Raw genomic sequence first — 18,754 nt, 5'->3', positions numbered from 1 at the left:
TTTCAAGAAGACCCTGCGATTAGTCGCGGGGTCTTCTTGTATTTGGGAACTTTTTGTTTCAAAATGGAAACTTTTGTTGTAAAGTTCTCAAGGGTTAATGGAATCGGATTTGGGAACACGGTTCGTTTTTTGTGATTGTTGTATAGTTTTATTCTGGATTTGTCGAAAAATGGTGTATTGGATTTTCGACCCATGGGTAAAACCCGAGGATAATTATGATTAAAGGGATGTTTTTGGTTTCTGGATTGGCCTTTGGCCTTTCTGCTTTTGCTGGTTTAGCTTGCGCTGCTGAATCTGCCTCTACTGGATATAGCTGGAGTGCAGTCAGTATGGGCGGTGGCGGCTTTGTAAGTGCTGTCATTGCCTCTCCTCTGGAAAAGGGACTTTTTTATGCCCGTACGGATGTGGGTGGCGCCTATCGCTGGGATGAATCTACTTCCCGCTGGGTCTCCCTCATGGACTGGGTGGACATTACGGAACGAGGTCTCCTTGGCGTGGAAGCTATTGCGGTTGACCCTCAGGAAGAAGGCGTGGTGTACATGATGACGGGTACCTCCTACTGGAATAGCGGCCGAAGCGCGTTCCTCCGCAGTAAGGACCATGGTAATTCCTGGGAAGTGCTTTACACTTTGGACACTGACGGTACCAAGGGTGCCAAGGTGGAACGTTTCGGAGCCCATGGTAATGGCATGGGCCGCGGTAACGGCGAAGCTCTTGCAATCGATCCCAATGATTCCAAGATTATGTTCTATGGTTCCAAGAATAGGGGCCTGTGGAAATCCGAGGATAACGGATCTAGCTGGACTCATGTGGAGGCCTGGACGAAGGCTGCCGGCTCTGATACCACATGGAACGGTTCCGGTTTTAGCTTTGTGCAGTATGCTCCCGGTAGTTCCAAGAATATTTACGCCGGCTTCCTTCGTGAAGGAACTACTGCCGGGAAGACTTTTGAAAACGTATTTAAGTCCGAAGATGGGGGCACTACCTGGAAGGCTTTGCCCATTCCTGATAGCCTACGTACCACGAAGGGCGGGGGTGTTGTTCGCCTGATGCCTCAGCGTGCGGTAATTACCAAGGATGGAAAATCCATGGTGGTGACTTTTGCTGATGGTGCTGGCCCTCATTCTATGGGTTGGGACGAAGGCTGGGGCCCCATCTGGGACGGCTTTGGTCGTGGCTCCGTATTGAAGTGCGACTTGACCACCGGTACCTGGACCGATGTTTCTCCTGCAGATTATCTGGATGGGGAAGGGGAGGCCAAGTACGATATGACGGACTACTCTAACACGGCCGAGTACGAATATATCGCACCTTACGGTGGCATTACCATCAATCCTAACGATGACCAGGAAATGGTGGTGACCACGGAAGGCTACAATGGCCCTCAGTTCTGGTACAAGAAGGATGGCGATAAGGATGTGTGGAGTGACCGTTGGGGCTCCAACATTTTCCACACTACAGACGGTGGCGAAACTTGGGTGGCTTCTTTCCGATATTACTGGATGGAAGGCGGTGTTTATCCCACTACCCAGCAGATGGATGCCAATGGCATTGGCTGGATGCACGACGGTTCCATTCATTGGGCCGGTAGCGTTGCCATGGATCCTTTTGACCATGACCGCGTTTTTGTCACTTCTGGTAATGGTCTTTTCCGTACGGACAACCTGTCCGATTATACTATCCAGAAGGCGGAAAACTCCTGGGAAGAAGACCAGATTACTATGAACCAGGTGTGGCATTTTAGTGCTCATGGCGTGGAAGAAACGGTTCCCTTCGAAGTGGTGAGCATTCCTGGCGGCCCCATGATTTCCATCATTGGTGACTATGACGGTTTCCGCCATGAGGATGTGACCAAGTTCCCCCAGTACCGCCATATGACCAATGTAAGTGGTACGGCAGTCCCGTTGGGAACGACCCAGGGCCTGGCATATGCCCACAAGTCTGGTAAGCTGGTAAAGGTTGCTAACGCTCGTAAGTACGAGGGCAAGTATAGTGACGTTCCTATTGAACCATTGCAGTTCTCCAGCGATTCCGGCAAGACTTGGACTGTTGGCACCTACTGCAAGCTTGATGAAAAGATTGCTAACGGTACTGCCGCTATTTCTACCGATGGTGCTGTCGCTCTGTTTGTGCCTATGGAAGGTAGTACTAAGATTTATCGCTATAGCAATGCAGCCTACGATGAAGTCACTGGCATTGACAATGGCTCCTTCGTGGTGGGCGATCCCGAGAATGCAGATGTATTCTACGCCTTCAACAAGACGGAAGGCAAGTTCTACAAGAGTACGGACAAGGGTGTAAGCTTTGCCGCTGTGAGTGCTCCTGGTGTAAGTGCCTTCAAGAAGTTCCGTGCCATTCCGGGCTTTGAAGGTGACTTGTGGTTACCCATTGCTGTGCAGGATCCTTCCACCGGTGCTGGCGTTAGCGGAAGCCTGCAGCACTCTACCGACGGGGGCAAGACCTGGACTGCGGTGGCCGGCGTAGGTTACTGTGAAGCCGTTGGTTTTGGCGCGTCCAAGACCAAGGGCGGATATCCTGCGATTTACGTGTATGCCACTATTGATGGCGTGACCGGCGTGTTTGGCAGCGACGATAAGGGTGCCACATGGACCCGCGTGAACGATGACGGCCATGAATATGGCGGTCTTGCTAATGGCGAATTCGTGATGGGTGACATGAATACCTACGGCGTCGTGTACATGAGTACGGCGGGTCGCGGTATTGCAGTGCGTGTTCCCGATAACTGGGAAATGGCTAGCTCTACTTCCAACGGCACCCTGACTGTGGAAAAGAAAACTCCCGCGGTTTCCGGCGCCAAGGCTGTATATGCCCACGGCAACCTGGAGCTGACTCTGAAGAATGCAGGCGCCCGAGTTTCTGTGTTCGACATGGAGGGTAAGCTGCTGCTGGCTCGTGAATACAACGGCTCTGTAAGCGTTCCCTTGAAGGAACTGATCCGCGCCAAGGGCAGTTACTACGTGCGTGTAGAAAGCGGTAAGCAGGTGCTGTTCAGCAACCGCGTGATGATCGCTCGATAGCAAGACGTCATTCTGAAGCCGTTAGGCTGAAGAATCTAGGGATTAAAAAATCCAGCGGGTTTAACCTGCTGGATTTTTTAATTACTTGCGGTATTATTTCCGCGGACTCAAAAGAAAAAGCGAGTATTACTTCTTCTTGTTCTTCGGCTTCGACGCATACCATTCATCGAAGGTGATGGAACGGTCGAGAACACCATCCGGTGTCAGTTCCAGAACGCGGTTTGCAACGGTCTGTGCAAATTCATGGTCCTGGGTACAGAAGATGATGGGTCCCTGGAAAGCGGTGAGGCCGTTGTTCAGGGCGGTAATTGCTTCCAAGTCAAGGTGAGCGGTCGGTTCGTCCAGCAGCAAGCAGTTTGCGTTGGAAAGCATCATCTTGGAGAGCATGCAGCGGACCTTTTCACCACCGGAAAGGACGTTACAGCACTTCAGGGCTTCTTCGCCGGTGAAGAGCATACGGCCCAGGAAGCCGCGGATGAAGGTTTCGTCCTGTTCCTTGCTGTACTGACGGAGCCAGTCAACCAGGGAGAGTTCGCTCTGGAAGTAGGCGTCGTTGTTCTTGGGGAAGTAGTTCTGAGTGATGGTGTTGCCCCACTTGATGACACCTTCCGGTGCCGGGGTTTCACCAGCGATCAGCTGGAAGAATGCGGTCTTGAGAGTGCCGTATTCGCCAACGAGAGCAACCTTGTCGCCTGCGTTCAGCTTGAAGTTCAGACCCTTGCAGATAATGCCGTCGCCGCCATCGATGGTAGCGTTGTTCACTTCCAGCACGATCTTGCCCGGTTCGCGATCCATCTTGAAGTTGACCCAGGGGAACTTACGGCTGGAGGCGGGCATTTCTTCCACGGACATCTTGTCCAGGAGCTTCTTACGGGAGGTGGCCTGCTTTGCCTTTGCTGCGTTGGATGCGAAGCGGCGGATAAAGGCCTTCAATTCTTCGATCTTTTCTTCGGCGCGGCGGTTCTGGTCCTTACGCTGCTTCTGGGCCAGCTGGCTAGCTGCATACCAGAATTCGTAGTTACCACCGTAGATGTTGATCTTGCCGTAGTCAATATCGCAAGTGTGGGTACAGACGGTGTTCAGGAAGTGACGGTCATGGCTCACCACGATCACCACGTTTTCGAAACGTTCCAGATAGTCTTCCAGCCAGGCGACGGTATCCAGGTCCAAGTGGTTGGTAGGTTCGTCAAGAAGCAGAATGTCGGGGTTGCCGAAGAGGGCCTGTGCCAAAAGCACGCGAATCTTCTGGTTACCGTCCAGGTCTGCCATGAGGCTGTAGTGGAATTCTTCAGGAATGCCGAGGCCCTTCAGGAGCACTGCGGCGCTAGAGTCGGCTTCGTAACCGCCGATTTCACCAAAGCGTTCTTCCACCTTGATGGCTTCTTCGCCCTGTTCGTCGGTCATCTCGGGAAGAGCGTAAAGTTCTTCACGCTTCTTGCCCAGTTCGTACAGTTCCGGGAAACCCATCATGACGGTTTCGAGAACGGTGTTCTGTTCGTAGGCGAAGTGGTCCTGCTTAAGGACTGCGATACGTTCGCCAGGGTTCTTGGTGACTTCACCAGTGTTGGGTTCAAGATCGCCGGAAAGGATCTTGAGGAAGGTGGATTTGCCTGCGCCGTTTGCGCCGATAACGCCATAGCAGTTACCGGGCTTGAAGGAAAGGTTCACTTCCTTGAAAAGGACGCGGCTGCCATACTGAAGACTTACATTAGAAACATTGAGCATGGCGCCAAATTTAGAAAAATTTTATTGAACCTTAAAGAGTCTCTTACCGTTCAATCCGTACACGGTCCAGTGATTTTCGGAATCCTTGCGGAAAATCTGGATTTGTCCATTCTTGCGTTGGACGCGGATGGAACTTTCTGCAACAGGCGTTGCCATGGAGTTGCCGATGGCGTCTTGTTCCTTACCAGGTTCCTTGTCTGGATTGTCGTTGGGATTTTCCTCGGGGGTTTCTTCCTTGGGGGTGGAGACTTCTGTGGTTAATCCCGGGGCGTTCTGTTTGGGATTGTCGATGTCGTCGATGATGTTGCTGAATACGCCCGTCATGAGAGAAGTGCCGAACCAGCCCAGGAATTGTTCGAAGTACATTTCGTTGTGGAGGGTGTCTTCTTCGGCGCCACTAGGGTCTACTGCTAGACCGAAGTAATCGGCGTCCTTGTCGTAGAACTTTGCCATTTCCATACTGAAGGCCTTCTTGTCGTCATCCGTACCGACGGCCATGGCGGCGGTTGCCCACATGCCAATGGTCAGAGGGCTGTGTTCTCGACGGTGACGGGTAATAGTGCCGGCAAGCATGTCTTCCCATACGTCTTCTGCAGGGAGCAACTGTCCGTCCATCTGGAAGAAGTTGGCTGCTTCCGCACCACCGATGGAGTTGATGAACTTCATGGAATTCTGGAGGAAACTCTTGGCGCGGGGCTCGTCAAACCAGATGGCGTCAATGGCCACACGCCACAGGATGCGGATGGCGTCCTTGAAGAAAGCCTTGGCATTAAAGTAGGCGTTGTAGCCCAGTGAACCGGAGGGACTTCCGTCCGGCTTCATCCAGTCGGGTACCATGCCCAGTGCGTATCCGGGGCTGTTGCCGATGATTTCGTAACTGCGGTCCACCACCTTGTTCCAGTCGTGGTTGCTATCGTATTTTGCAAAAATCTTGTACCAGGCGGGGGAGAAATAGCCTACGTTCACGAAGTTTTCTCCACCCCAGCCGGCCCCAGGAGCTAGTGTTCCCTGAGAAGTAATCTGGCTGGTTTCCCACATCTTGCCCATCATCTTCTTGGCGTGATCCAGGTACTTGCGGCCATCGGAGGTGGTGAAGTCCTGCCACTTGCCTGCTTGAACCAACTTGTCGGCAAAAACCAGGGACATGATGATGTCTTCTTCGGCGTCGGTGGCTGCACCTTCACTCTTGCTGCCGGAAAGTTTCAGCTGCCAATCGTAGTAACTGCCGTTCCACATATTCTTATTGGCGGCTTCCCAAATCTTGTTGAAGGTTTCCTGGTCATTGGCGTAAAGCGCCACCAGCATGCCGTATCCTACCGCTTCGCTGACGGCGTCGCCAGGATATTCGCTTTTGGGACGATGGATGAGACCTGCACCTACACCGTTTTCGTAAGGTTCAATATTGCGCTTCTTCAGTCCACTCCAGGTCTTGTCCAGCACCTGGTTCCAAAAACTTGCGTCTACCTTGGGCTGGGTATTGGGAATGTCCATTACGGCAAACGGGGTAGAAATTGCGCCGCAGATGGCAAAAATTGCAGCGGTAAGAATCTTGCTCTTCATATAACCTCACACCAAATCTTGTTATAGGAAAATTAGGTTTTTAAGCGGGGGAGGGGCGGGTTATTTCGTTCAATTTTTGTTTACGAGCGTAAAAAAGGGCGCCGACCTAAGCCGACGACCTTTTTTAGTTACGAGTTACGAGTTACGAGTTACGAGTTACGAGTTATGAATTATGAGTTATGAGTTATGAGTTTTTGCTCATCGCTCTCAGCTTACTGCTGGTTTGCCTTTTCCAATTCGCGGGCGTTGATGATTAGCATCTGCAAACGGTTTTCGATGTTTGCAAAGCTGGTATCCGGATCGTAGTCCAGAGACAGCACCTGAATATGGGGGCAACGTTCCTTCACAGCCTTGGTCAGGCCGCGGCCGGAAATGTGGTTAGCCAAGCAGGCGAAGGGCTGCAGAATGATATGGCTGTTGATGCCATGCTGGGAGTTGTACAGAATTTCGCCCGGAATCAGCCAGCCTTCGCCGGTGTTGTAGGTGGGGTCAATAATGTCACCAACCATGTTGATCAATTCATAGCAGTCTGCATGATGTTCGTACAGCTTGAAGTTTGCTTCCATTTCCTTACGGACCACTTCCAGAGCGTGGGTGTAAACCTTGGCGGTTGCACCACCGATGATGCGGTCTTCGATAGGATTGGCGGAGAAACCACGCTTGATCTTTTCGGCACGGACGATTTCGTCCACACGGAAGAAGTCCGTCATACCCGGCAGGTAGACTTCCATGCCGTTGTTCATCAGGTATTCTTCGATGTAGCCGTTGGCGCTGGGATGGTAATTCATGAGAATTTCACCAAGCACAGCGACGCGAGGCTTGCGGAGCCCCTTCTTACGGTCTTCGGTAATTTCAACCGTATTGAAGGCTGCGATAGTTTCGCGGAACAGGTTGATCACTGCAGTGGGCTTTGCCAATTCAAGCTTGGAAAGAACTGCGGCGCGGTTCATGACCTTGGGCATCCATTCGTCGTATACCTTCTGGGTGTCGCCCTTGTTCACTTCGTACGGACGGAGTGCGCGGTACATGATTTCGATGGCGTCCATGGTCACCAGACCCCACAACATATGGAGGCGGAAGTCCAGACCCAGCTGGAAGCCCGGATGCATGTTCTTGTTGTCGGAACCGGTAGTGATGATGGAAACGTTGGGATATCCTGCTTCGTCCAGAGCCTTACGGGCAAGTACGGCGTACTGCACGGCACGGCAGTTTTCGCAGTTCTTGGCAAGACCGATGGAGACTTCTTCCTGCTTTGCTTCAGGATGCTGTTCCAGCCACAGGAGGTTTTCACCGATGTTCACCTGGCAGGGGAAGCAGATGTCGTTATGGACGAACTTCTTGCCCAGTTCGATGGCGCGTTTGTCGGCAACAGGCAGGGGAGATGCCTTGTAGCCCTTGGCGCGCATGTAGGCTGCTGCCAGCACGCTGAATGCGGGGGACAGGTTGGGAACCAGGATGGTACGCTTGTCCTTGTCTTCCTTGGTGAAGGGAGTGGTGAACAGCGGTTCGTTGGATTCCGGCTTGTCCGGCAGGTTGGCTGCACGGCGGGCCTTAACGGTTTCGATAAAGCTCTTGATACGGATACCCACAGGACCACGGGCGTCGCCTTCGTCCAGCTTCAGCATCAGCATTTCCTTGTTGGAATCGCGATGGAGCATACGCATCATTTCGTCGGTCAGGATGGAGTCGTGACCGCAGCCGAAGCTTACGATCTGAGCCAGTTCCACGTTGGGATCCTTAGCGGCAATCATGGTGGCGCCAAGCATACGGAGGTGGAAGGTGTTCTTGATTTCCACGCGGGTGTGGTTGGGAACATCCTGATCGTACACGCCCGGGAGAGACTCGGTAGTAAGAACCGGAATGCCCATGGCGGTAAAGTGAGTTGCAATGTTGTGGTTGATCAGCGGGTCCACATGGTAGGGGCGACCTGCGATGACCACGGCGAAGCTGTTCTTTGCACGGACGTCGTCCAGAATCTTCTGGCCTTCTTCCAGCAAGGTGGTGCGGTAGTTGTTGAGGGCCTTTTCGCCTTCGTCCACAGCCTTGTTGATCAGCTTCTTGTCCAGGCCCCAGTTGGTGCTGAACCAGTCGATGGTCTGGGAGCGACGGAGCTTTGCGTTGAACCAGTGGAAGATGGGCTGATCCATGGGGACGCCGTAATTCTTTTCCGGTTCGTCGGTATTCTTACAGACATTGGGGTAGGCCTGGACCACGGGGCAGACTGCCGTTGCGTCAAACTTGGTGTGGTCACTGGGAATAGCTACCATCATGGGGAAGAAGATGCGGTCCACCTTCTTGTCGATGAGGGAGAGCACATGGCCGTGAACCAGCTTGGCCGGGAAGCAGACGGTGTCGGATGGCACGCTATGGAGGCCTGCTTCGAACATCTTGTAGTCAGAGCTACGGCTGACGACTACGGTATAGCCGAGGCTGGTGAAGAATGCCTTCCAGAAGGGGAGGCTTGCCCAGAATTCAAGAGCGCGAGGAATACCGATGGTCTTCTGAGTGCCATCAGCCTTCAGCTGCGGTTCTACCAGCTTGGCAGGAGCGTAGTCCTTTACCAACAGCTGGTTGGTACGCTTGATCATGTCAGGCACGGAAAGCATCTTCTTGTTGATTTCTGCAATCAAAGCCTTGGTCTTCGGGTCGTTGGGATCTGCGGTCACTTCACCGCGTTCGCAACGGTTGCCGGTAACGAAGCTCTGGCCATCGCTAAAGGTCACGATGGTACGAGAGCAATGGTTGGTGCAGTACTGGCAGAGCTGACCCGGCTGGTTGTGCCAGCTGAAGGTCTTCATAGCTTCCAGACCGATGAAGCTGGACTTCAGTTCCGGATCGGTCTTGCGCTTTTCTTCCATGTACTTCTTGGTGAGAAGTGCGATACCGATTGCACCCATTTCACCCGGACGTTCCGGACGGATGGGCTTGAGGCCGGTGTACTGTTCAAAGGCGCGGAGCACTGCGTTGTTCTTGAAGGTACCGCCCTGGACCACAACCTTCTTACCCAGAGTGTTGAGGTTACGGATACGAATCACCTTGGTGAACACGTTATTAATAATAGAGCGGCAGATACCTGCGATAATGTCTTCAGGCTGCTTACCATCACGCTGTTCGGTAATGATGGAGCTGTTCATGAACACGGTGCAGCGAGAACCCAATTGAGAAGGGCTCTTGGCATCGAAAGCCATCTGGGCAATCTTTTCCATGGGGATACCCAGGGAACGAGCGTAGGTTTCGATGAAGGAACCGCAACCGGAGGAGCAGGCTTCGTTCAGGATAATGCCGGTAACCACACCGTCGGTAACGGAGATGGCCTTCATGTCCTGACCACCGATATCCAGGATGAAGGATACGTCGGGGCAGAGGCGCTGGGCAGCGTTGGCGTGAGCCACGGTTTCCACAGTGTGGTAGTCGGCGTGGACTGCCTTGGCGAACAGCTGTTCACCGTAACCGGTAGTACCCACACCCAGGATGTTCAACTTACAGCCGTATTCTTCGTAACGGTCGATGAGCTCGTTCATGGCGCGCTTCAGCACGGCCAGAGGTTCACCATCGTTAGAGGCGTAGAAACCGTCGACGATATTGTCCTGTTCGTCCATAAGAACGAACTTGGTGGTGGTAGAACCGGCATCGATACCCAGATAGACATTCAGTTCAGAACCGGAAGCGGGCTGGGGGTAGTTGTTGCCAGCCATCTTGTGATCTTCCAGGAACTGCTTGTATTCAAGGTCGTTCTTGAAGAACAGGTCTGCGGCAGCCTTGGCCTTATGTTCGGCTTGGCGAGTTTCGTTGAAGTGGACCAGGGAGTCCAGAGAGCCTTCTTCGCGGTAGTAGCATTCCTGACCGGCGAACATGGAGCCTACGGAAAGGGCTGCACCCATGGCAACCAGCACTTCGGAATGTTCAGGCACGATTGCCTGTTCGTCGGTAATACCCAGACGTTCCTTGAATGCACGAACCAAGGTCGGGTTAAAGGTCAGCGGGCCACCTTCGAAAATGACAGGGGGCTTGATTTCCATACCCTGGGCAAGACCACCGATGGTCTGCTTTGCAATGGCGTGGAAACTGGAAAGGGCGATATCTTCCTTGGCGATACCGTTGTTCAGCATGGGCTGAATGTCGGTCTTGGCGAACACGCCGCAACGGCCGGAAATTTCATAAACCTTCTGGCCGCGCTTGGCGAAACCTTCGAAGGCTTCGGTCTTGATACGGAGGAGTTCTGCCACCTGGTCGATAAATGCACCGGTACCACCGGCACAGACACCGTTCATACGCATGTCGCTTGCAATCAGCTTGCCTGTGGTGGGATCCTTTTCGAAGAACACCACCTTGGCGTCCTGACCACCCAGTTCAATAGCGACCTTTGTATCGGGATAAGTTGCACGGACGGCGAGAGCGTTGGCAACCACTTCCTGTACGAAGAAAGAATGGGTTGCGTCTGCAAAGGGCTGACCGCCACTGCCGCAGAATGCTACTCTGAAGTTCTTGCCCGGGAAAAGACCGTGGGCTTCACGCAGTACCTCGTACACCTTCTGTGCCTGCATGGCATTGTGACGCTGGTACGTATAGTGCAAAAGCTTGGAGGTTTCCGGATCGACGACGGCAATCTTTACGGTAGTAGAACCGACGTCAACACCGACCCATAAATCATTTGTAGAAATACTCATAGTGGGGCGAAATTTAGAAAAATTTTTAATTTTGGGTTATGAATTATCTTGCTCTTGACTATGGTGAACATCGCGTAGGCGTTGCTTTTGCCGATTCTGAACTAAAATTCGCATTTGCCCGAGAAACCATCGACCAGAAGACTACAAACCTGTGGGTCCGCCTGGATGAACTGGTGAAGGTGAACAAGGTGAATGCCTTCGTGGTTGGAATGCCCTATCATCCGGATGGTAGAGCCAATGGTAAGAATGTGGTGGTGGAGAAGTTCGTTCAGGATTTAAAGGAACGTTTCCCTGGAATGCCCGTGTACACACAGGACGAATCCTACTCCAGTGTCCAGGCCCAGGCTTGCACATCACACTTCAGTAAGAAGAAAAAACAGAAAAATAAGGCAGTCATCGATCAGCTGGCCGCACAAATTATTCTTCAAAGATGGTTGGATGAGAATTAAAAAAAGGCGCTAAAGGCGTCTTTTTTCGGCTTTGTCCACGTACATTTCGCGGTCCGCCTTTTCCAGGTAGCACATGATGTCTTCGTCGTTGTTTTCCATGAAGGAGTAACCGAAGGCTGCGCTGAATTTCTTTCCCTTAATCTGGAAGGTCTTTGCCTGTTCCTTCATCTGGAGGACGTAATTTAGGAGCTGGGGCTCCGTTGTATTGGGAATTATGGCCAGGAATTCGTCACCGCCTACACGGAACATGAGGGCTTCCTTGGGCAGCACCATCTTGAACAGCACGCCCACCAGGCGGATGTATTCGTCGCCCATCATATGACCGTAGTAGTCATTGATCATCTTCAGGTAGTTACAGTCCGCAGAAATAAACCCTAGGGGCAGATTCTTTTCGTTGTCAATTTCTTTCAGTACTTCCTGAAGGTAGGTCCTGTTGTAAAGCCCCGTCATTTCGTCGGTAATGGCCAGCTTGTGGAGTTTTCGCTTTAGAAGTTCCTGCTCCGTCACGTTGTTGATCAAGGCCACGATACCGTAAATGTTACCCTCGTCATCGTGAACGGGCTCCTTGATGATTTCCATGAATTCCTGGATACCGTCGGCGTTGATTTCAATGACGTAATTCGTGCCCTTGCCTGTGCGGATAATTTCCTTATCCTTCTCCATGGCCATCTTGGCGTTTTCCGTATCCTTGCGGATTTCTACGTCGGTTTTCCCGCGGATGGTCCAGCCCGGTTCATCGGCTCCGTGGAGGTGATGCCAATAGTGGGTGCAGAAAACGTACTTGCCTTCCGCATCCTTCAGGAAGATGTTGGAGGGCAGACGCTTCAGGATGTTTTCCAGTTCCTGAAGGTGGATGGAGTTTCTGACGTTTGTCAGATTGTCCAGGCGATTGAGAATCAGTTTCTTTCTGAAAGGCGCAATAATAAAGTCCAGGGCGCCGTAGTCCAGACATTTGAATTCGTCCTCTGTAGGGGTGGCTTGGGTAGCAACCAGCACGGAGGAGGGAAGGAGGGTCTTTTTGGACTGTAATATCTTCAGGACTCTGTAATCCTGATCCAGAGCCGCATTGGACATGACCAGGATAATGTCGGGGCTGATTTGGGAGGTTAGTCCCCAGATGTCTTCGCAGGAATCAATATCGAAGAACTGGCAATCGTAGCATTCCTTCAAGATGTCTTCCAACACCTTGTCGCTCACGCCGTTCTTTGTATAAAGAATTAATTTCTTCATTATTTTAATTCCTACTACTATACCCATCTATATTTATAATGCAGAAATTGAAAAATGATGAATGGAATATGAAAAATCATATTCCAACCGCTAATAGCATTCTCTTGAAATAGAAAAAGTCGCCTTTTGGGGCGACTTTTGGTAGAAATGGACTTATTTGATGGTAATAGACTGGGCTTGCCGTCCTGATTTCAGGATGTAGCTTCCTGTAGCCGGAAACTGGAACTGGGCGGCCCCCTGGATGGTTTTCACCCGGGCAATCCTGTTTCCCTGCAGGTCAAAGACGGATACCTCGTCCTTAGCGTTCATGAGGGTTACGTCGTGTCCTGAGATCGCCACTGTAAAGCCTGTAACATTGGCTTGTGTCTTATGACAAATCAAAGGCGGGTCGATTTCTCCTGTGCTGTTTGAATCTCGGGACGCCTGGGTAGTGTCAAAGAGGAATACAGGGTAGCCGCGAGAGCCTTTCTTCCAGAGGACCTCGTCGTAGAACTGGTTCTGGTAGGAATTGAACATATTGAGGAGGGTGTCGGACTGCAGTTCTTCTGTAGTCAGGTTCCTTACGTTTGCTTCAGCCAATTGTTCTTCTGTGACGGCGCTGGTGTCCACCAGAATTTTCATGGGGTTCACGTCCTTGTCGTTGAAACAGTTGGTGAAATCGTAACGGGACAGGGGACCGTAGGCAATGAGGGCTCCGTTCTTCTTGCCGATGATTTTCGGAGACACGTTGTAGCCGTTTGTGACGTAGTCTGTCGAGGAGGTCCCGTAAGCCATGAGGCCAGCTACAATACTATTCTCGATGTCCGTATCCCCGGTAATGTTTCCGTAGTTGTATACTGCGTATATCGGGGCGAACTTGCTATAGGCGGTAATGCCAGCTGCATACAGCTTGGCGTCGTAGGTGCTTCTAGTTGTAATATGTGCGTCTACGTCACCATAGTTCAGCGCGGCTAACAAGGCCGAGGAGGGATAATTACTTGGACTTCCGAAACGACCGATTACACCTGCGGCGGCAACGAACTTTTCGGATTTACCCTGAATTTTGCCCCAGTTGCCTAGATTTGCAAAGTGACCATAGGAACTCAATCTAATGGCATAACCGATGATACCGCCAACATTTGCGTAGGAGGAATCCTTTCCCGTGGCAACACCGGTGATGCTCCCTTCGTTAAAGGCCGAGTCCAGAGCGGTTCCTGTGGTGTAACCGTAAATACCGCCGACGTAGTCATAGAGGGATGATTCCCCATAGACGTCGCCCTTGTTACTTAACTTTTTGTTGTTGAAGTAGTAGCCGAGTTCTGTTTTGTCCTGGTGGCCCAGGATACCGCCTGCATAGGTTGTGCTCGTTGTGGTTTTTCCGTAGATGTTTCCTTTATTTTCTACATTCCGGAATACGCCATTGGTGGTTGCGGCGATACCACCGGCGTAAACGTTACCGCACTTGCTGATGACTTTGACATCACCCTCGTTTACCGAGTTGGAGATGGATTCCAGACTGCTGTTGTAGGTGGCGTAATAGGCGTCCATTTGACCAATCAGTCCTGCTGCGATTTTATCGGTCTGGTAGCCTGAACAATCTGTAGATGTATCAATGACGGTGACGGAACTGGAGTTGTACAGATTCGTGGCGGCAAGACCGTTTACATTGAAAATACCTGCGGCATGGCCCATGGATTCAACGGAACCGCCGATAACGCGAATGTCTTGTACTGAGGTAACTGTATCTAGTTTGATACCTCCGGTTTTATCATTTGGAATGACGTAGAATTTATTCTCTACCACCACGCCTGCGGCATATTTGGCGGCCATGATCTTTGTGTTTCGGATTTCAATATTCTTGAGTTGTCCTTCTGCAGTGAGCGCGAGAGGGGCAACGGAATCAATATCAAATCCCCCGAACTGGGAGTTGGCTATGGTCAGATTCTTAAAACCGCTAATGTAGGCAAATAAACTCTGGTGGCTGTTTATTCCATAGATGGTGTGGTTGTTTCCATCGAAAGAACCATAAAGATAAAGATTGTTTCTGTCGCAATTGAAATGTTCCTGAACATTCCAGACGATGGGGGATAGACTTGCAGTATCCTTTCCGAAAACGATGTCGTTAGCAAGATTCCATGAATCGGGAAAGTAGCAATGGTCTAAGACCCATATCAGTTCTTCAGGGGTTGTTACTTCATAAATCTTGTTGACTTTCTCCGGCTCTTTTGAAGTGCCGTCCCATTCCGCAAACGAAAATGTGGCTAAAGCCGCCAAAAGCATTGCAAACTTTGCAAATTTCATAAATCCTCCTATTGGGTGGAAATATAGGATATATTTGTTTACTAAACAGTGTGCTCCCTTAGGGAAATAAGAATCATTCGTTTATTTTAGTGCTATCTTATAATCCAAAGTTCCAAGAGGATGTTTTTATGGATTTTAATGAATTGGCCCAGGCCCGTTATAGTTGCCGCAAGTTTTTGGAAAAAACAGTAGAAGAAGATAAGCTTCAATACATTCTGGAGGCGGGTCGTCTGGCGCCTACGGCCACTAATGCCCAACCGGTAACGGTTCTGGTCCTGAAATCCGAAGAATCTCTGAATAAGCTCCGTGCATTGACTCGCATGACTTACAATGCAAACTTGATTCTTGTGGTTTGCTACAACACGGACATTAGCTGGAAGGCCAAGAACTACAATGACGACTTTGACGCAGGCGATATGGACGCAAGTATTGTGACCACTCATATGGCTCTTGCCGCAAAAAACGTGGGCTTGGATACCCTCTGGGCCCGTGCCTTTAACGCCGCCGATGTGGCCAAGGCTTTTGATCTTCCGGAAAACACCCATGTGGCCTGTATTTTGGATGTGGGTTACGCCGATCCGGAACAGGGTGGCCCCTCTCCCCGCCATGAAGCCCGCAAGCCTATGGCTGAATTTGCCAAGGTATTGTAAAAATTCTCAAATTTTCTACATTTGACCCGTTAAAACACAAAAAAAGGACGTCAAAATGCGTGACCAATTCGAAAGCCCGCTGATTCAGCGCTATGCTTCTAAGGAAATGAGTTTCATCTTCAGCCCGCAGTACAAGTTCCAGACTTGGCGCAAGCTGTGGATCTACCTGGCCGAATCCGAAAAGGAACTTGGCCTGCCCATTACTCAGGAACAGGTGGACGAACTGAAGTCTCACGCTACCGATATCAACTTTGACGTTGCCGAAGAAGAAGAAAAGCGCCGCCGTCACGACGTGATGAGCCACGTTTACGCTTACGGTGTGCAGTGCCCCAAGGCTAAGGGCATCATCCACCTGGGTGCTACCTCCGCTTTCGTTGGCGACAATACCGACCTCATCCAGATGCAGCAGGCTTTGATCATCGTTCGTAAGCGCCTCTGCCGCGTCATGGACAAGCTTTCCAAGTTTGCCATGGAATACAAGGACATGGCTCAGCTGGGTGCTACTCACTTCCAGGCTGCTCAGCTCACCACCGTTGGTAAGCGCGCTTGCCTCTGGCTCCAGGACCTGCTTATCGACCTGGAAGAAGTGAACTTCCTTATCGAAGTGCTGCCGTTCCGCGGCGTTAAGGGCACCACCGGTACCCAGGCTTCCTTCATGGACCTGTTCAACGGCGACGAAGAAAAGATCATGGAACTGGACCGCCGCGTTACCGCTAAGGCTGGCTTCAAGCGCGTTCTCACCATCACCGGCCAGACCTACACTCGTAAGTGGGACAACCGCGTAAACCAGGTGCTCTCTTCCATCGCACAGTCCTTGCACAAGTTTGCAACTGACATGCGCCTCATGCAGGGTGTCAAGGAAGTGGAAGAACCGTTTGAAAAGACTCAGATCGGTTCCTCTGCAATGGCTTACAAGCGTAATCCCATGCGTTCCGAACGTATCTGCTCTCTGGCCCGTTTCGTGATGGCTCAGGTGAACAGCACCGCCATCACTCAGGCTACCCAGTGGTTCGAACGTACTCTGGACGACTCCGCTAACAAGCGTCTCGCCATCCCCGAAGCATTCCTCGCTATGGATGCAATGCTCATCATCGCTGAAAACGTGACCAACGGTCTTGTTGTTTACCCCAAGGTGATCGAAAAGCGCATCATGGCAGAACTCCCGTTCATGGCTACCGAAAACATCATCATGGAAGGCGTGAAGAATGGCGGCGACCGTCAGGAACTCCACGAAGAAATCCGCGTGATGTCCATGGAAGCTGGCAAGGTTGTTAAGGAACAGGGTAAGGACAATGACCTCCTCGAACGCGTCCTCAAGAACGAAAAGTTCCAGGCTCTCGGCATCACCGAAGAAAAGCTGAAGGAAATCCTCGACCTGAAGAAGTTCGTTGGTCGTGCTCCTGGCCAGGTCGTGAAGTTCGTGACCGAAGAAGTCCGCCCCGCTATCGATGCAGTGGCTGACTGGAACAACATTGACGCAGGTGAGTTGAAAGTCTAGTTTTGTCCTATAGCCTGCGTGATACAGCGTTGCTCGCTCCCTCACGTACGATTAGTACGCTACGGGGGCTCGCGCCTTGTCTCACTTGACTCTAGAACAAAACGGATTCTTGTTGTGAAATAACATCTCAACGAAAAATTGTTCTAAAGCGAAATTGATACTCTGTGTCATCCTGAGCGAATGCGAAGGATCTAGCAATTAAGAAGTGCGGCCCTGAATTGGGCCGCATTTCTTTTATAGCAGTCCTGCCATATACAGCGGTAAATGAAGGATTTCTCCGTAGTCTGTTTTACGGACTTCTAAATCCTTTGTGTATAGAATGTATGGCTGTGTTAAATTCTTGTGGAATTTTCCCCAGAATTTATCAAGTGAAACGTGCTGCTTGTAACTGCCGGACTTGACTTCTATAGGACAAATTTTTTCCTTAATTCCAATTTGTTCTCGGAGTAAAAAGTCAATTTCAATGTTGTTCTTCCTGTTGGCAGAATCGGATCTGGAATAGAAGTAAAGCTTGTGTCCTTTCGCTCGTAGCATCTGCGCCACAACGTTCTCCATGATCATGCCTTCGTTGATGTCCAGCTTGTCAAAAAGAATCGCCCTGTATAGCTCATTGCTGGTGTAGGACTTATCCATAAAAGTCTGTGTAACTAGAAGTCCGGTGTCTGCCATGTAGCATTTTTGGGTGGATATATCTGCGCTTAACGCAAGGCCGACATTAGGATCGGTTGCGTTGAAACATGGATTAATAACCATTGCTTCGTTGAGCCAAACGAAGGCGTTTTCATATGATCGAAAGCGTGCGTTCTTTTCTAGTGTAGAAAACTTGTAGCGCTTTTCCTTTCTTGATAGTTGTGCGGGGATCTTGTCAAACAGGGCTAGGACTTTTGCTTCGTACCCCTTGGCAAATTTGGTGACATCATTCCTATAGAGGTTTAGAATGTCTCTTTTGACGCGGTCTGCTTTTGCAAAGTCCTTGTTTTCCATATATGCGTTGACGGCTTGCGGCATACCTCCTACAAGCATATATTCGCGAAAACGGTTTAGCATTTTTCGATGAAGTGCGGGGCCTAAAGGAATCTTTTTTTCAAAGAGCATTTTGAGGACAGGATAACTGACTTCGTCCCCGTCGGCCCAAAGGAATTCCTCAAAAGTCAGGGGATGGAGTTCTAACCATTCCTCTTCCGAAGGAATAAGGATATCTTTGACATTTTGCCTCAGTGAAATCAAGGAACCACTTTCAATATAATCGTAACGTCCGTCAGCAACAAGATGCTTGATTAATTGTCTTGCTCTTGGATATAGCTGGACTTCGTCAAAAACAATCAAGGATTCTCTTTTATAGAGGGGCGTCTTGCAGAAAGACGATAGTTTTGCAAAGAATACGTCGAAATCGTCTGAATCGTTTTCAAAAAGATCTAAAATCTGTTTGGAAATATGTCCGAAATCAAGAAAAATACAGCTTTTGTACTCGTTTTGGGCAAATTCCTTAATTAGGAATGTTTTTCCGACACGTCGTGCACCATTGATGAGTAGGGCTGATGTGCCCTTGCGGGTGTTTTTCCATTCTAGAAGCTTTAAATATGCGGTTCTTTTAAGCATGTTATTCCTTATTTTGCACGAAAGTGCAGATATAATTTAATAAAAATTACACGAAAAT

The 18,754-nt window shown here is 50.6% G+C and carries 10 protein-coding genes; 4 read left to right on the top strand and 6 right to left on the bottom strand.

From position 1 onward, the window contains the following. Positions 1 to 215: 215 nt before the first annotated feature. Positions 216 to 3,038 carry a hypothetical protein gene (locus tag BUB59_RS02190; RefSeq protein WP_143160186.1) on the top strand — a complete coding sequence of 941 codons (2,823 nt, stop codon included), beginning with the start codon at positions 216 to 218 and terminating at the stop codon, positions 3,036 to 3,038. Between the two features lie 126 nt (positions 3,039 to 3,164). On the opposite strand, the gene BUB59_RS02185 is transcribed toward BUB59_RS02190, so the two are convergent. From BUB59_RS02185 to BUB59_RS02175, 3 genes are all read right to left on the bottom strand, one after another. Further along, entirely contained in the window at positions 3,165 to 4,763 is a 1,599-nt protein-coding gene (locus BUB59_RS02185) for an ABC-F family ATP-binding cassette domain-containing protein (RefSeq protein WP_073225201.1), read from the bottom strand. Positions 4,764 to 4,784: 21 nt separating this feature from the next. Further along, on the bottom strand, positions 4,785 to 6,323 hold the full coding sequence (locus BUB59_RS02180) for a glycosyl hydrolase family 8 (protein WP_073225200.1): 1,539 nt from the start codon (positions 6,321 to 6,323) through the stop codon (positions 4,785 to 4,787). A 212-nt stretch (positions 6,324 to 6,535) separates the two neighbouring features. Beyond that, entirely contained in the window at positions 6,536 to 10,990 is a 4,455-nt protein-coding gene (locus tag BUB59_RS02175) for an acyl-CoA dehydratase activase (protein ID WP_073225198.1), read from the bottom strand. 38 nt (positions 10,991 to 11,028) lie between these two features. Here BUB59_RS02175 and ruvX point away from each other — a divergent pair, with 38 nt between their 5' ends. Further along, complete coding sequence (ruvX, locus tag BUB59_RS02170; RefSeq protein WP_073225197.1) at positions 11,029 to 11,439, top strand: Holliday junction resolvase RuvX; 411 nt, start codon at positions 11,029 to 11,031, stop codon at positions 11,437 to 11,439. A 9-nt stretch (positions 11,440 to 11,448) separates the two neighbouring features. On the opposite strand, the gene BUB59_RS02165 is transcribed toward ruvX, so the two are convergent. Then, on the bottom strand, positions 11,449 to 12,669 hold the full coding sequence (locus tag BUB59_RS02165; RefSeq protein ID WP_234979899.1) for a sensor domain-containing diguanylate cyclase: 1,221 nt from the start codon (positions 12,667 to 12,669) through the stop codon (positions 11,449 to 11,451). Between the two features lie 153 nt (positions 12,670 to 12,822). After that, complete coding sequence (locus tag BUB59_RS02160; protein ID WP_073225195.1) at positions 12,823 to 14,949, bottom strand: autotransporter outer membrane beta-barrel domain-containing protein; 2,127 nt, start codon at positions 14,947 to 14,949, stop codon at positions 12,823 to 12,825. A gap of 128 nt (positions 14,950 to 15,077) precedes the next feature. Between BUB59_RS02160 and BUB59_RS02155 the strand changes: the two genes are divergently transcribed. After that, positions 15,078 to 15,599 carry a nitroreductase family protein gene (locus BUB59_RS02155; RefSeq protein ID WP_073225194.1) on the top strand — a complete coding sequence of 174 codons (522 nt, stop codon included), beginning with the start codon at positions 15,078 to 15,080 and terminating at the stop codon, positions 15,597 to 15,599. A 55-nt stretch (positions 15,600 to 15,654) separates the two neighbouring features. Next, positions 15,655 to 17,097 carry an adenylosuccinate lyase gene (gene purB, locus BUB59_RS02150; RefSeq protein ID WP_073225192.1) on the top strand — a complete coding sequence of 481 codons (1,443 nt, stop codon included), beginning with the start codon at positions 15,655 to 15,657 and terminating at the stop codon, positions 17,095 to 17,097. Positions 17,098 to 17,331: 234 nt separating this feature from the next. On the opposite strand, the gene BUB59_RS02145 is transcribed toward purB, so the two are convergent. Continuing rightward, a complete protein-coding gene (locus tag BUB59_RS02145) occupies positions 17,332 to 18,696 on the bottom strand; it encodes an ATP-binding protein (RefSeq protein ID WP_073225191.1) in 1,365 nt (454 codons plus the stop codon). Positions 18,697 to 18,754: the final 58 nt, after the last annotated feature.

This window comes from Fibrobacter sp. UWEL, from assembly GCF_900142535.1.
Classification (GTDB): domain Bacteria; phylum Fibrobacterota; class Fibrobacteria; order Fibrobacterales; family Fibrobacteraceae; genus Fibrobacter.
The sequence above is the reverse complement of the archived record's forward strand: the minus strand, read 5'-3'. Positions and strand labels throughout refer to the sequence as shown.

Bases quoted from the DNA above. Each gene is read 5' to 3' on its own strand.
- BUB59_RS02165 (WP_234979899.1), bottom strand. From the start codon at position 12,669: ATGAAGAAATTAATTCTTTATACAAAGAACGGCGTGAGCGACAAGGTG.
- BUB59_RS02190 (WP_143160186.1), top strand. From the start codon at position 216: ATGATTAAAGGGATGTTTTTGGTTTCTGGATTGGCCTTTGGCCTTTCT.
- BUB59_RS02175 (WP_073225198.1), bottom strand. From the start codon at position 10,990: ATGAGTATTTCTACAAATGATTTATGGGTCGGTGTTGACGTCGGTTCT.
- BUB59_RS02155 (WP_073225194.1), top strand. From the start codon at position 15,078: ATGGATTTTAATGAATTGGCCCAGGCCCGTTATAGTTGCCGCAAGTTT.
- BUB59_RS02145 (WP_073225191.1), bottom strand. From the start codon at position 18,696: ATGCTTAAAAGAACCGCATATTTAAAGCTTCTAGAATGGAAAAACACC.
- BUB59_RS02185 (WP_073225201.1), bottom strand. From the start codon at position 4,763: ATGCTCAATGTTTCTAATGTAAGTCTTCAGTATGGCAGCCGCGTCCTT.
- BUB59_RS02160 (WP_073225195.1), bottom strand. From the start codon at position 14,949: ATGAAATTTGCAAAGTTTGCAATGCTTTTGGCGGCTTTAGCCACATTT.
- BUB59_RS02180 (WP_073225200.1), bottom strand. From the start codon at position 6,323: ATGAAGAGCAAGATTCTTACCGCTGCAATTTTTGCCATCTGCGGCGCA.
- ruvX (WP_073225197.1), top strand. From the start codon at position 11,029: ATGAATTATCTTGCTCTTGACTATGGTGAACATCGCGTAGGCGTTGCT.
- purB (WP_073225192.1), top strand. From the start codon at position 15,655: ATGCGTGACCAATTCGAAAGCCCGCTGATTCAGCGCTATGCTTCTAAG.